The 14,126-nt window shown below is 69.1% G+C and carries 13 protein-coding genes; 9 read left to right on the top strand and 4 right to left on the bottom strand.

What is annotated here, in order from left to right:
• Positions 1 to 153: 153 nt before the first annotated feature.
• The 6 genes from WG902_RS12440 to WG902_RS12415 all read left to right on the top strand — a co-directional run bounded on the left by WG902_RS12440 (position 154) and on the right by WG902_RS12415 (position 4,443).
• A complete protein-coding gene (locus tag WG902_RS12440; protein ID WP_340060403.1) occupies positions 154 to 1,443 on the top strand; it encodes a CHASE3 domain-containing protein in 1,290 nt (429 codons plus the stop codon).
• Between the two features lie 188 nt (positions 1,444 to 1,631).
• Positions 1,632 to 1,937, top strand: coding sequence for a hypothetical protein (locus WG902_RS12435; protein ID WP_340060402.1), 306 nt, complete (start codon positions 1,632 to 1,634; stop codon positions 1,935 to 1,937).
• A 13-nt stretch (positions 1,938 to 1,950) separates the two neighbouring features.
• A complete protein-coding gene (locus WG902_RS12430; protein ID WP_340060401.1) occupies positions 1,951 to 2,325 on the top strand; it encodes a hypothetical protein in 375 nt (124 codons plus the stop codon).
• A gap of 16 nt (positions 2,326 to 2,341) precedes the next feature.
• The gene (locus WG902_RS12425; RefSeq protein ID WP_340060400.1) at positions 2,342 to 2,800 is read left to right on the top strand and encodes a hypothetical protein; all 459 of its coding nucleotides are present in this window, start codon (positions 2,342 to 2,344) and stop codon (positions 2,798 to 2,800) included.
• A 91-nt stretch (positions 2,801 to 2,891) separates the two neighbouring features.
• Positions 2,892 to 3,206, top strand: coding sequence for a BON domain-containing protein (locus tag WG902_RS12420; RefSeq protein WP_340060399.1), 315 nt, complete (start codon positions 2,892 to 2,894; stop codon positions 3,204 to 3,206).
• Between the two features lie 97 nt (positions 3,207 to 3,303).
• Entirely contained in the window at positions 3,304 to 4,443 is a 1,140-nt protein-coding gene (locus tag WG902_RS12415) for a zinc-binding metallopeptidase family protein (protein ID WP_340060398.1), read from the top strand.
• A gap of 34 nt (positions 4,444 to 4,477) precedes the next feature.
• Here WG902_RS12415 and WG902_RS12410 read toward each other — a convergent pair whose 3' ends face one another.
• The gene (locus tag WG902_RS12410) at positions 4,478 to 4,924 is read right to left on the bottom strand and encodes a BON domain-containing protein (protein ID WP_340060397.1); all 447 of its coding nucleotides are present in this window, start codon (positions 4,922 to 4,924) and stop codon (positions 4,478 to 4,480) included.
• Between the two features lie 146 nt (positions 4,925 to 5,070).
• Positions 5,071 to 7,560, bottom strand: a complete 2,490-nt coding sequence (locus WG902_RS12405; RefSeq protein WP_340060396.1) for a ligase-associated DNA damage response DEXH box helicase — start codon at positions 7,558 to 7,560, stop codon at positions 5,071 to 5,073.
• A gap of 60 nt (positions 7,561 to 7,620) precedes the next feature.
• On the opposite strand from WG902_RS12405, the gene WG902_RS12400 reads away from it, so the two are divergent.
• Both WG902_RS12400 and WG902_RS12395 read left to right on the top strand, forming a co-directional pair.
• Positions 7,621 to 8,955 carry a sulfatase family protein gene (locus WG902_RS12400; RefSeq protein WP_340060395.1) on the top strand — a complete coding sequence of 445 codons (1,335 nt, stop codon included), beginning with the start codon at positions 7,621 to 7,623 and terminating at the stop codon, positions 8,953 to 8,955.
• A 9-nt stretch (positions 8,956 to 8,964) separates the two neighbouring features.
• Positions 8,965 to 10,617 carry a SulP family inorganic anion transporter gene (locus tag WG902_RS12395; protein ID WP_340060394.1) on the top strand — a complete coding sequence of 551 codons (1,653 nt, stop codon included), beginning with the start codon at positions 8,965 to 8,967 and terminating at the stop codon, positions 10,615 to 10,617.
• A gap of 6 nt (positions 10,618 to 10,623) precedes the next feature.
• Here the strand turns inward: WG902_RS12395 and WG902_RS12390 are convergent, their stop codons facing one another.
• Positions 10,624 to 11,724 (bottom strand): flavodoxin family protein, encoded by a 1,101-nt coding sequence (locus WG902_RS12390; protein WP_340060393.1) that lies wholly within the window; start codon positions 11,722 to 11,724, stop codon positions 10,624 to 10,626.
• 85 nt (positions 11,725 to 11,809) lie between these two features.
• Here WG902_RS12390 and WG902_RS12385 point away from each other — a divergent pair, with 85 nt between their 5' ends.
• Positions 11,810 to 13,327 (top strand): class I adenylate-forming enzyme family protein, encoded by a 1,518-nt coding sequence (locus tag WG902_RS12385; protein WP_340060392.1) that lies wholly within the window; start codon positions 11,810 to 11,812, stop codon positions 13,325 to 13,327.
• On the opposite strand, the gene WG902_RS12380 is transcribed toward WG902_RS12385, so the two are convergent.
• Complete coding sequence (locus WG902_RS12380) at positions 13,317 to 14,126, bottom strand: DUF429 domain-containing protein (protein ID WP_340060391.1); 810 nt, start codon at positions 14,124 to 14,126, stop codon at positions 13,317 to 13,319. The genes WG902_RS12385 and WG902_RS12380 overlap by 11 nt on opposite strands.

The following is a 14,126-nucleotide window of genomic DNA, read 5'->3' as shown; positions in this document are numbered from 1 at the left end:
TGTGCCCCACTTCCGGATGGAAATGGCCTACCCTTGAGTCATGACGTGCGCGGAGTTTAATCACAACAGTGAGTCCTTAGGGTGAAACGGACGTCATCTTTCGCCTTGCCTCGCGTAGGCATCAGTCTGATCCTTGCAGTCCTGGCGGCTGTCGTGCTCATCGGTATCAACGAAACCGGGCACCTCCAGTCCACCCGCGCCCTCACCCAGATCGAAGAGCACACCCGGGCCCGGCACGCGGTGAACAGGCTGTTGCAGCACATGCTGGACGCCGAAACCGGGTCCCGCGGTTACCTGCTCACCGGCGATCCGCGCTACCTGGATCCGTACAACACGGCGCTGGCCGAAATCAACCAGACCCTGGACCAGCTGCGCCAGTTCTACCGGCCGGGTGCGCCCGAGTTCGCCACGCTGGCCCAGCTCACCCTGAACGTGCACCGCAAGCTGACCGAAATGGAACTGTCGGTGCGGATGCGCAAGGACGGCAACGAGGACGCCTGGAAATTCGTCCTGCGCACCGACTACGGCAAGGAGCACATGGATGCCATCCGCGCGCACGCCGGCAGGCTGATCCAGAGTGCGACGCAGGGCGTGGTCGATGAGCAGCACCAGGTCCAGCAGTCCCTGGAGTTCGCCCGGGTGGGCATCGCCCTGGTGACCATCGCGGCGCTGTCGGCCTTCTATCTCTACCTGCGCCAGAGCACCCGGCTCAAGCGCGCCGGCGAGCAGCAGCAGGCGGCCCTGCAGCAGGAGCGGGACCAGCTGGAGGCGCAGGTCCGGGAGCGCACCGCGTCGCTGGCGCAGCTGGCCACCCACCTGCAGCAGGTGCGCGAGGAAGAGCGGGGCCACCTGGCCCGCGAACTGCACGACGAACTCGGGGCCTTGCTCACCGCCGCCAAGCTGGATGTGGCCCGGCTGAAGTCGAAGCTGGGCGTGCCGCCGCCCGAAATCGGCGAGCGCCTGCAGCACCTGACCGAAAGCCTGAACAGCGGCATCGCGCTCAAGCGCAGGATCATCGAGGACCTGCGGCCCTCGTCGCTGGCGAACCTGGGGTTGACGGCCGCGCTGGAGATCCTGGCGCGCGAATTCTCCGAACACTCCGGCATCGAGGTGGCCCTGAGCCTGGAAGACGCGGAACTGGACGAACCGCGCCAGCTCACCGTCTATCGGCTCGTCCAGGAGTCCCTGACCAACGTGGGCAAGTACGCGGAGGCCCGGCAGGTGGAGATCACCCTGCGCGACTACAGCAACCACCTCGAGGTGGAGGTCCGCGACGACGGCAAGGGCTTCGACGCGGCGCAGGGCAAGCCCTCCACGCACGGCCTGGCCGGCATGCGGCACCGCGTGGAGGCCGCCGGCGGTCGGCTGTCGGTCGAGTCCCAACCCGGCGCCGGCACCCGCATCCAGGCGATCATGCCCAAGGCGGCAGTCGCCACCGCATAGCAAACGGCGGGCCCTGCGCGGCTGTAAGCAGCGTCCTACAGTACAGCCCCCGCGCCGACTACACGGGTTCACGCCCGCCCCTGATCATGGCGTCAGCCGATATGCCTAAGCTTGCCGCAGGCACGACTGCCGACGTGCCGGAGTGCGCCGGCAGGCGCACCCATACCATTAACGAAGAGGAACCCCCCATGAACGACCTGCATCCCCTGGACAGCACCCGCAAGCTCGCCTCCGACGCACTGGAGCGCGCCAGCAGCAGCATGAAGGATTTGCGCACCGGCGTGCAGGGCGCGGCCAGCCGCAGCCTCGGCGCGGTCTCGGACCGGGCCTCCGCCGCCCAGCGCTACGTCGGCGAATACGCCAGCGTCGGCACGCGCTACGTTGCGGACCATCCCATGAAGTCCGCGCTGATCGCCGCCGCCGTGGGCGCCGTGGTGGCCGGCGTGATCCTGGCCATGCGCCATCGCCGCGACATCCAGGACAGGTACTTCTGAAAGAAGGCGCGCCATGGTGCATCCGATCTTCTCGGTGCTGATCTCCAAGCCCGAGCTGGTGATGGAACACGTCTCCGGTTACTTCGCGCTGGTGCGTGACGAAGCGTCGTCCGCCGGCGTGCAGGTCGCCAGGCGCGCCATCGCCTGGAGCGTGACGCTGATCTCGCTGCTGCTGTTCCTGATCCTGGCCGGTGTGGCCGTGATGCTGGGCGCCGTGAACGACCGGTTCCACTGGGCGCTGGTGCTGGTGCCGGGCATCGCGCTGGCCGCTGCCGTCGCCGCCTTCATGGTGGCGCGCAAGCCGCTGCCGGACAAGGCCTTCGGTGAACTCAAGGCACAGATCGATGCCGACGCGCAGGTGCTGCGCTCGATCGGCGCACGCTCATGACGGAGGGCGCCATCCGATGAGCGAAGCCAGCGACAAGCTCGCACGCAGCCGCCAGGCCATCCTGGAGCACGTGGCCAAGCGGCACCGCCGTCACGATCCGCACATGGAGACGGCAGCAGGCTTTGCCGATCCGGACCAGTCGCCGCGCCCGGACGACGACGACCCGCCGGACCCCGGCAGCGGGTGGTTCGGTCACATGAAGCATGCCCTGGGCACCTGGTGGCGCTACCACCCGGCGCACATGGCCGTGGAGCTGGTCACGCCCCTGATGCGCGGCTATGCCCGGCGCAAGCCGGTGCAGCTGCTGGGGATTTCGCTGGCCGCCGGCGCGGTGCTGATGTTCGCGCGGCCGTGGAAGCTGATTTCCGCGGGGACGATCATCGTCGCGCTGTTGAAGTCGGGACAGCTGTCCCACCTGATCACGGCGGCAATGTCCGCGTCCGATTACCGCAAGGACAACAACCGGCCCGAATGATTACCGGCAAACCGGGCAGGTGGTGCGGCTGCCCGGCGCGCCTTTCGTGAAAGTACCGCACCAGCAGAAGCATCCTCAAAGGGAGTTGAACATGAAACAAACACGCGCAATCGCCTTCGCCATCCTGACCGGCGTCACCATCGTTTCCTCCGGCTGCGCCATGTGGCGCGGCCAGGTGGACGGAGCCACCTACGTGGATGACCGCGCGATCACCACCAGCGTCAAGGCCAAGCTGATCGAGGACAAGAGCACCGGCGGCCTGTCCATCAACGTCGACACCATGAACGGCACCGTCGCCCTGTCCGGCTTCGCCAAGTCGCAGCAGGAAAAGGACGCCGCCGGCCGCATCGCCTCCACGACCAAGGGTGTGCGCGAAGTGCGCAACAACCTCGTCGTGCGTCCCTGATCCGGGCGCTTGACATGGGGCGACCTGGCCGCCCATGTGGGGCAGGCGGGCCCGCAGCGCGCCTGCCCTCGTTTTTTTCGCAGCCAGAACAGCAGCCATGAAAACCTTCCATTGCCAATACTGCGGCCATCCGCTGTTCTTCGAGAACGTGGAATGCCTGAAGTGCAACAGCGCCCTCGCCTTCCTGCCGGACCGCCTGCACATGACGGCGGTCGAGGAAGTCGCAGGCGAAGAGGGCCTGTGGCGGCCGCGCAGCGCGGGCAAGCGGCAGTCGCCGAAGCGCTACCGCCTTTGCGTCAACCACACCATGCAGAACGCCTGCAACTTCGCGGTGCCGGCGACCGACCCCAATCCCCTGTGCGTGTCCTGCCGCCTCACGCGCATCCTGCCCGACCTGTCGCAGCCGGAAAATCCGCCGCGCTGGTACCGGCTCGAAGTCGCCAAGCGGCGCCTGTTCTATACGCTCGGCAAGCTGGGCCTGGTGGCCACCACGCCGCCGGACGGCGCGGCCGACGGCCCGATCTTCGAATTCCTGGCCGACATGCCGGGCCAGCCGGTGATGACCGGCCACTCGGAAGGCGTCATCACGATCAACGTCGCCGAGGCGGACGAGGAAGAGCGCACCCGGCGGCGGGTGGCGATGCACGAGCCCTATCGCACGCTGCTCGGCCACTTCCGGCATGAATCCGGCCACTATTACTGGGACCGCCTCATCGCGGAAGGCGGCCGCGTCGAGGCGTTTCGCGCCGTGTTCGGCGACGAGTCGCAGGACTACCAGCAGGCGCTGCAAGACCACTACGGGCGCGGCGGCAGCGTGCCGGACTGGCAGGAGAGCTTCGTCAGCGAGTACGCCACCTCGCACCCCTGGGAGGACTTTGCGGAGACCTGGGCGCACTACCTGCACATGGTGGACCTGCTGGAAACGGCGGCTTCGTACAACACGCGCATGAGCATCCCCGGCAGCGACGAGCACGACGTCGAGGAGGTCGTGAATCCGCTGGAAACCGGTTACCCCGATTTCAACCTGCTGGTCGAGCAGTGGGTGCCGCTGACGCTGCTGGTGAACAGCCTGAACCGCAGCCTGGGACAGAACGACGCGTATCCGTTCGCGTTGTCGGTGGGTGCGCTGCAGAAGCTGCGCTATGTGCACGACGTCATCTGCGAGACCCGCTCGCAGGTGGCCGGCAAGGGCGCGACGCCCAAGCAGCACACGGCCAAGGCCACCTCGACAGCCTGACGAACGTCCTCCCGCGCAGGCGGGAGCGACGGCGTCAACCCAGCGTCAACTGGTTCTCCACCGACTTCACGTCCTTGACTCCCCGCGCGACCTGGTCGGCGCGGTCACGCGCCGCCGGGTCGGCCGCCCGCCCATGCAGCGTGACCAGCCCGTCCTGGCTGCTGACGTCGATGCCCATGCCGGACAGCGCCGCATCGCGCTGCAGCGCCTGCTTGACCTCGGTGGCGATGCGCGCATCGAGCGCCACGCCGCCTTCGGGCGCGCCGTTGCCCACGCCGCCCATGATCGCGGTCGCCCCGCGGTGCGTTTCCGCGCCGGCGAGGTCGCCCGCCCCCTTCATGCCGTGCCGATTGATCTCCACGCTCGGCTGGTCGCGTTGCGTCATCTCGTTGGGGTCGCCGCGGTCGCTGCAGGCGCCGAGCGCCAACAATGCCGCAAGCACGGGTACGGCCAGTGCGGCGCGATGGATTTTCTTGTGCATGACTGCTCCCACGATGTGTATGTCAGGCGACTCTAGGGCTGGACGAATGGTGAGACGGTCGGGGTACGGAGGGTGAAGGTGTAGGAGAGGGCGGCGATGCCCTACCGGGGTTCGGCTGCGCGCTCACCGCCGGCCTACCCGCCGGCCTACCCGCCGGCCTGCGCGGTGTCGTCGGCCTCCATGTCGCGCAGGATGCGGTCGAGCCGCTGCGAGATCTGTTCGGTCGACAGTTTTTCGCGAAAGCGCGCCACCATCAGCGGAAGGCTCATCGGGCTGGGGTGCCGCAGCTGCACGAACGCGACCTGCTTCTCGCGCATCGATCGCAGCGCGCCGCCGAGCCGGGAGATCTCCAGTTCCTGGCTCAACACTTCGTTTTCCGCCTGCGACAGCAGCAGGTTGCCGGCGTCGTACTTGCGGAAGACCTCGAAGAACAACGCGCTGGAGGCCTGCAGCTGGCGCGTGCTTTTCGGCTGGCCCGGATAGCCGGTGGAGATGAGGCCGGCCACGCGCGCGATCTCGCGAAACCGCCGCTGCGCCAGCTCGCTCGAATTCAGCGAGTCCAGCACGTCCTGCATCAGGTTGTCGGCGCTGAACACGCGCTGGCTGGTGACCGGCTCCGCATCGAAGGGCTCGGCGCTCACCAGCTCGAAGCCGTAGTCGTCGATGGAGATGCTGAAGGTGTTCGGATGCTCGCGCGCCAGCCGCCAGGCGATCAGGCTCGCCAGGCCGAGGTGGACGTTGCGTCCCGCGAACGGGTAGATGTACAGGTGGTGGCCTTCGCGGGACTCGAAGGCCTCCACCAGCAGCATGCCCGGCGTCGGGATCTTCGACAGGCGCTGCTGCGTCAGCAGCATGGGCTTCGCCGCCTCGAGCTCGGGCCCGACGAACTCGCCCCGCTCGGCGGCCTGCATCATCTCGAGCACGGCATCGCTCAATTCGGTGGACAGCGCCATCTTGCTGCCCATCCAGGTGGGCACCGTGCCCTTGTGGCGCGTGGCCTTGCGCACGTACGCGGCCATGTCACGCACGCGCACGAACTCCAGCAGCCGGCCGGCAAAGAAGAAGTGGTCGCCGGGCTTCAGACGCGCGATGAAGCCCTCCTCCATCGTCCCGAGATTGGCGCCGGTGAGGTACTTCACCTGCACCGTCGCGTCGCTGACGATGGTGCCCACGCCCAGCCGGTGCCGCCGGGCCACGCCGGTGTCCTTGACCCGGTAGACGCCGTCGTCGCCGCGCACGATGCGGTGGTACTCCGGGTACGCGCCCAGGCTTTCACCGCCGCGCTCGCAAAAGGCGATGGCCCAGTCGAACTCGGCCCGCGTGAGCCCGCGGTACGACCACGCGCCCACCACCTCCCGGTACAAGGCATCGACGGTGAAGCCACCCCCGAGCGCCACGCTCACGATGTGCTGCACCAGCACGTCGAGCGGCTTGTCCGGCGGATTGCGCTGTTCGACCCGGCCGGCCTGCGCGGCCCAGCGCGCGGCCGCTGCCTCGATGATCTCCATGGTGTTGGTCGGCACCAGCGTCACGCGGCTGGGCCGCCCGGGCGCATGGCCGCTGCGGCCGGCCCGCTGCATCATGCGCGCCACCCCCTTGGCGGAGCCGACCTGCAGCACGCGCTCGACCGGCAGGAAGTCGACGCCCAGGTCGAGGGACGACGTGGCGACGACCGCGCGCAGCGTGCCCTCCTTCAGGCCCTCCTCGACCCAGGTGCGCGTCGCCTTGTCCAGCGAGCCGTGGTGCAGGGCGATATGGCCGGCCCACTCCGGCCGCGCCTCCAGCAGCAGCTGGTACCAGATCTCCGCTTGCGATCGCACGTTGGTGAACACCAGCGTGGTGCCGGAACGCTCGATCTCCTCGACCACCGGCAATTGCATGCGTGCGCCCAGGTGGCCGGCCCACGAATACTTGCCGGGGTCGGGCGGGATCAGCGTGTCGATGACCAGCGTCTTGTCGATCTTGCCGCGCACCAGTTTCGGTGCGGGCGTCGGGCTCGGCCCGCACAGCACCTGCATGGCCTGCTCCAGGTTGCCGAGGGTGGCGCTCAGGCCCCAGGTGACCAGGCCGGGGTGGAAGCCGCGCAGGCGCGCCACGGCCAGCTGCGCCTGGACGCCGCGCTTGCTGCCGATCAGCTCGTGCCATTCGTCGATGACGACGTACTCCACGCCTTCCAGCTCGGCGCGGGCGTGCTCGCGCGTGAGCATCAGCGTCAGGGACTCGGGCGTGGTGACCAGCACGGTCGGCATGCGACGGTCCTGGCGCGCCCGCTCCGCACTCGGCGTGTCGCCTGTGCGCAGGCCGATCGTCCAGTTCGGCGCCAGGTCGCGCAGCGGCGCGGCCAGCGCCTTCGCCGTGTCGGAGGCGAGCGCGCGCATCGGCGTCAGCCAGATCACGCGCAGGGGCTCGGCGCCGCGGCCGTGCGGGTGCCGCTGCAGCAAGGCGTCCAGCATCCCCAGCCACACCGCATACGTCTTGCCGGATCCGGTGGTGGCGTGCAGCATGCCGCTGCGGCCCTCGGCCACGGCCTGCCATACCTCCGACTGGAAGGCGAAGGCCTGCCAGTCGCGACCCGCCATCCAGCCCTCGACGTGGCGGCCCACCTTGGCCGGCGCGGACGGGGACGGGTCAGTCATGCAGGGGTCGCGGGATATGATCGATGCAACGTTTCGATTGTGCGGCACCCCGACGAACCGATGGCCCAGCGACCCAACATCCTCTTCATCGTTGCCGACGACCTCGGTTTCGCCGACCTCGGCTGCTATGGCGGACGCCAGGCAGAGTTCGGCGCGGTGTCGCCACAGCTCGACGCGCTGGCCGCGCAAGGCATCCGCTTCACCCAGGGCTATTCGAACTCGCCGGTCTGTTCGCCCACGCGCTTCGCGCTGATGACGGCGCGCTACCAGTACCGCCTGCGCGGCGCGGCGGAAGAGCCCATCAACAGCAAGAGCCGCGGCAGCACCACGCTGGGCCTGCCGGTGGACCATCCCACCCTGCCCTCGCTGCTGAAGAAGGCGGGCTATCGCACGGCCCTGATCGGCAAGTGGCACCTCGGCTACCCGCCCGCCTTCGGGCCGCTGCGCTCCGGCTATGACGAATTCTTCGGGCCGATGTCCGGCGGCGTCGACTACTTCACCCACTGCAGCTCCGGCGGCCAGCACGACCTGTGGTTGGGGGAAGAGGAGCGCGCCGAAGAGGGCTACCTCACCGATCTGCTGTCGCATCGCGCCGTCGACTTCGTCGAGCGGATGGCGGCGCGCAACGCCGGCGAAGGCGACGCGCCGTTCTTCCTGAGCCTGCACTACACCGCGCCGCACTGGCCGTGGGAGACGCGCGACGACGAGGCGCTGGCGCAGGAGGTCAAGGGCAACCTGTTCCACCTGCACGGCGGCAACATCCACACCTACCGCCGCATGATCCACCACATGGACGAAGGCATCGGCTGGGTGATGCAGGCGCTGCGCAAGCACGGCATGGAGCGCGACACGCTGGTGGTCTTCACCAGCGACAACGGCGGCGAACGCTTCTCGGACAGCTGGCCGCTGGTGGGCGGCAAGATGGACCTCACCGAAGGCGGCATCCGCGTGCCGTGGATCGCGCACTGGCCCGCCGTGATCCCGGCCGGACAGGTGAGCGCGCAGCACTGCATGACGATGGACTGGTCCACCACGCTCATCGAGGCTGGCGGCGCCCAGGCCGATCCGGCCTACCCGCTCGACGGCGTGTCCCTGCTGCCCGTGCTGCAGGATGCACGCCGGATCTTCGCCCGGCCGCTGCACTGGCGCATGAACCACCGCGGCCAGCGGGCGTTGCGCGACGGCAAGTGGAAGTACCTGCGCGTGGACGGCCACGACTACCTGTTCGACATCCCGGCGGATGAACGCGAGCGCGCCAACCTGGCCAGCCGGGACCCCGCGCGGCTGGCTGCGCTGCGCGACGCATGGGAAAGCTGGAACGAAACGATGCCCCCGATTCCCGACGATGCGACGGTCAGCCTCGGCTACTCCGTGAAGGACATGCCGCAGCGTTAAGCTCGGCGGATGCCCAAGCTGTCCCGCTGGTTGCCCTTCCTGCATTGGCCGCGTCCCGACGCGCGGCTGCTGCGCGGCGAAGCGGTCGCGGCCGTCACGGTGGCGGTGGTGATGATCCCGCAGTCGGTGGCCTACGCGGGCCTCGCAGGCATGCCGCTGGTGACCGGCCTGTACGCCGCCTTCCTGCCATTGCTGCTGTCGGTGCTGTTCAGCGCATCGACCCGGCTGGCCACGGGCCCTTCGGCCCTGAGCAGCGTGCTGGTGGGCGCCTCGCTGGCCGGGATGGCCGTGCCCGCCAGCGCGAACTGGGTCGCACTGGCCGTGTGGCTGGCGCTGCTCGCCGGCCTGTTGCAGCTCATGGTGGGCCTGACGCGTTCGGCCTGGGCCCTGAACCTCGTGAGCTCCCCCGTGCTGGCGGGCTTCACCCAGGCCGCGGCGCTGCTGATCATGGCGTCGCAGCTGCCGGCGCTGATCGGCCTGCAGGGGCCGCTGCCCGGCTTGCTGCACGGCGCGGAGATCGACTACGAGGCGTTGGCCTATGGCGTGGGCAGCCTCGCGGTGCTGGTCGCCGCCAAGCGGCTGGCGCCGCGGCTGCCGATCATCCTGATGGCCGTGGTGATCGCTGGCGCCGTCAGCTACTTCAGTGGCTACTCGCAGCACGGCGCGGTGGTCGGGCAGCTGCCGCAAGGGCTGCCCGCCTTCTACTGGCCCCAGTGGCCGGGCTGGGACCAGTTCTCCAGCCTGCTCGCGCCGGCGCTGGTGCTGGCCCTCGTCAGTTCCCTCGAGATGGCCTCCAGCGCCAAGATCGAAAGCCAGCGCGACGGCAAGCGCTGGGATGCCAGCCAGGACCTGGTGGGCCAGGGCGTCGGCAAGCTCGCGGGAGCTTTCTCCGGCACGTTCGCCACCAGCGCCTCTTTTTCGCGCGCGGCGCTCACGCTCTATGCGGGTGCACGCACGGGCTGGACTGCCGTCATCGCTGCGGGCTTCGTGGTGCTCGTGCTCCTGTTCCTGACGGAGGCGCTCTCCCACGTGCCGAAGGCCGTGCTGGCAGCGGTGGTGATCGCGGCGGTGTCCAGCCTGTTCAAGCCGCGGACGTTCCGGGCCCTTTGGCGGATCGATCGCGTGGAGGCCCTCACGGCCCTTGCCACGTTCGCCGTCACGCTGCTCTCGTCCCCGCGCATCTATTGGGGCGTGCTGACCGGCGTGGTCATCGGGCTGGCGCACTTCCTTTACCTGCGCCTGCATCCGCGCATCATCGAGGTGGGCCTGCACCCGGACGGCAGCCTGCGCGACCGCCATGCCTGGGACCTGCCGCCGCTGGCGCCGCAACTGTATGCGCTGCGCATGGATGCGGCGCTGGACTTCGCCTCCGCCAGCGCGATGGAGAGCGCCGTCGTGGAACACCTCGCTGCCCGTCCCGACGTGCAGCACGTCTGCCTGTTCGCGCAGCCGATCAACCGCATCGACGCCACGGGCGTGGAGATGTTCGTCCAGCTGCGCAAGCTGTTGCTGGAGCGCGGCATCATGCTGCACATCAGCGGCCTGAAGCTGCCGGTGGAGCGCGTGCTGGAGAAAGCAGGGGCGCTCGCACCCGACCGCTTGCTCAAGACCTACCGCACCGACACCGATGCGCTGCTGGCGTTCGGGCGGCTCAGCCCGTAAGGCTCGTCACTTCGGCCGCGGCCGGGCGAGCGTGCGCCCCGGGTCGCTCAGGCGCCCCTGCCGCAATTCGCCCACGGCTTCGGCCAGCACGCGGGCCACGTTGCGGACTTCGTCCTGCACCGCTTCGTCGCGGTCCAGCGCGTCGTGGCTGGTGGCGTAGGGCTCGTAGTAGCCGATATAACGGTCCAGGCGACCGAGCGCGCCCGCGTCCACCAGGCCGATCCAGTCCAACCAGTCACACAGCATGCGCCGCGTGCCTTCGATGCCGGCGACGTCGCCGTGCACCACCACGCCGTAGGCGCGGCCGGCCAGGTGCTTGGGATAAGGCCAGCCCTCGAGCTCCAGCTGCTTCGCCTTGGCCGGATCCTTGCCGCCGGTGGCCGTGGGATCGGGGTTGCCGCCGTCCGCGCACACCAGCCGGTCCATCATCAGCTTGACCGGGCTGGTCACGGTGTACCAGTGCGTCGGCAGGACCAGCAACACGCCGTGCGCGGAGACCCAGCGCTCGTAGATCTCGTTCATCCAGTCGTTGACCTGGTGCGTGGCGTGGTTCGGGTAGCAGCTGCACGGCCAGTGGCACAAGGGCATGGCGGTCGACACGCAGCCCTTGCAGGGATGGATGTGCCGGTCGTAGTCCGACGTCAGCTGGCTCAGGTCCAGCAGGTCCACTTCGACACCGACCGATTGCAGCGTCTCCTGCGCCAGGCGGGCCAGGCGGAAGGTCTTGGAGATCTCGCCGGGACAGGTGCCGTCATTGCGCGGCGAGCCCACGACGACGAGCACGCGCGAGCGCGTGGCCGGTTGCTCCCAGCGCGCCTGGGCGGCGATCAGCCGATTGCGCGCCTCGTACCACTCCACCGACAGGTCGTACTCCGGGTCCTTGAATTCGGGGCCCGCCTTGCGTGTGACCGGCGCCTTGCGGCCGTCCATGTACGCCTTCCACGCGATCTCCTCGAGACGGGAGATCGCCTCGTCCTCGGCGCGGAACGCCGGATCGAAGAAGTGGGTGCGAAACCGTTCGCGGAACACGTCGCGCGGATGCATGCCTGCCCATTGGCCCTTGCGGACCTCGGGCGGCGTCACGTCGGAAGGCTTGAACTCGCTCATGGCAACTCCTCGTGGCAGCATCACAGCCTAGCCGACCGGCGCGGAAATTGGGGGCGACAATGCGGCTCATCCACGGAACCGACCGATGAACCTGGCAAACACATTGCGCCGCATCGCCCTGGCCGAGCCCGGCCGGCCGGCACTGTACGAGGGCGACCAGCTGCGCCACGACTACGGCGCGCTGGCTGCCCGCGTCGCATGCCTGGCCGGTGCCTTGCGGTCGCAAGGCCTGGCCCCCGGTGACCGGGTCGTGCTGTTCATGCGCAATCACCCGGCCTACCTCGAACTGATGTACGGCTGCTGGTGGGCGGGCCTCGCCGTGGTGCCGGTGAATGCCAAGCTGCACTTGCGCGAGGCGCAGTGGATCGTGGAGCACTCGCAGGCCCGCTGGGCCTTCATCACCACCGACGTCGGCACGGGCCTGCAGCTGCCGGGTCGCTGCATCGATGTCGAAGGCCCCGAGTACGCCGCACTGTGCACCGGCGGCCAGGCGCCGCTGGAAGCGCGTGGCACGGATGACCTGGCCTGGGTGTTCTACACCAGTGGCACCACCGGCCGCCCCAAGGGCGTGATGCTCACCCATCGCAACCTGATGACGATGGGCCTGACCTACTTCGTCGACGTCGACTCGATCGCGCCCACGGACGCCATCGTCTACGCCGCGCCCATGTCGCACGGCGCCGGCATCTACGCCATCCCGCACGTCATGGCCGGTGCGCGCCACGTGGTGCCCGCCTCCGGCGGCTTCGATCCGGCGGAGCTGTTCGCCCTCGGCCGGGGCATCGGCCCGCTGTCGATGTTCGCCGCGCCCACCATCGTCAAGCGCCTGGTGGACCATGCCGAGGCACACGGCCTCGACGGCGCGGCTTTCAAGACCATCGTGTACGGCGGCGCGCCGATGTACGTGGAAGACATCAAGCACGCCCTGCGCGTGCTGGGCCCGCGCTTCGTGCAGATCTACGGCCAGGGTGAAACGCCGATGGTGGCGACGGCGCTGTCGCGGGCCGCCCTCATGGACAGCGCGCACCCGCGCCATGCCGAACGGCTGGCCTCGGTCGGCGTGGCGCAGACGCCGGTGGAAGTGCGCGTGGCCGACGCCGAAGGCCGCGCCCTGCCCACCGGCGAAGTGGGCGAAGTGCTGGTGCGCGGTGACACCGTGATGGCGGGCTATTGGCGCGACGCCGAGGCAACCGCGGCTGCCGTGCGCGATGGCTGGCTGTTCACCGGGGACTTGGGCAGCATGGACGCGGACGGCTTCCTCACGCTGAAGGACCGCAGCAAGGACCTGGTGATCAGCGGCGGCTCCAACATCTATCCGCGCGAAGTGGAGGAAGTGCTGCTGCTGGCGCCCGGCGTGGCGGAGGTGTCGGTGGTCGGCGCGCCGGATCCCGAATGGGGCGAGGTGGTGGTGGCCTTCGTCGTGCCGCAGCCGGGACGGGTGGTGGACACCGGGGAGCTGGATGCCGTGTGCCTGGAGCACATCGCGCGCTTCAAGCGGCCCAAGCGCTATGTCATGGTGGAAGCACTGCCCAAGAACAACTACGGCAAGGTGCTCAAGACCGAGCTGCGCCAGCGCCTGAAAGACGAAGCGCTCAAGCGCTGACGATCCAGCCTTCCAGCGGGTCGAGGTCGGCGGGCAGCCCGTAGGCTGGGGCGCCATGGCGCGCGGCCCAGGCCGCCTGCACCAGGCAGAGCACCGCATCGAGCCGGTCGCCGCTGGCGTCCTCCACCAGCGCGTCGTGCTGCGCGTGCGTCACTTTCAGCCGCAGCCCCAGGCGTGTGCGGCCCTGCTCGAGCGCGGTGATCACATCCTTGCGCGCGATCAGGCGATCGGCATCCTGTTTGGCCTTGTCGTCGCTCTTGTAGCTGCGCCGGCCGATCAGCTCGCGCGCCAGCAGGCCCGGGTACGCCTCCAGCGCGATGCGCTGCCGGTCGCCGTCGTGCAGGCCGGGAATGTGCACGCCCGCTTCGAGCAGCAAGGGGACCGCCGCATGCAGCATGTAGGCCACGGGCGGGTTGACCCACTTCATCGACGGGCTGGAGCCCGCGAGCTTGTCGAAGCGACGGTGCGCGAACTTGCCACCCACAGGACGCGCCGCGGTGTAGGCCGCGAAGGTTTCGCGGATCTGCGGCCGCGTGAGGCTGGCGTAGTGCTGCATGCACTCACGCCATGTCGTCGGCCAGCCCAGGTGCTCCACCAGCTCGCGCGGCAGGCCGAAGGGAAAGTCGAAGCCGGCGATCCAGGCCTGCGGCTGGCGCAGCCAGTCACCGAAGGCAGCCAGCGTCTCGATGTTCTCGATGCGCGTGAGCTGCACGCGATTGCCGGCGGCGACGCCGATCGCCAGCACGATCGGCTTGCGCCGCGTCGGCGAGCTGGAGAAATCGCATCCGACGAGGATCAT

Source organism: Ramlibacter sp. PS3R-8, from assembly GCF_037572435.1.
Taxonomy (GTDB): domain Bacteria; phylum Pseudomonadota; class Gammaproteobacteria; order Burkholderiales; family Burkholderiaceae_C; genus Ramlibacter.
The sequence above is the reverse complement of the archived record's forward strand: the minus strand, read 5'-3'. Positions and strand labels throughout refer to the sequence as shown.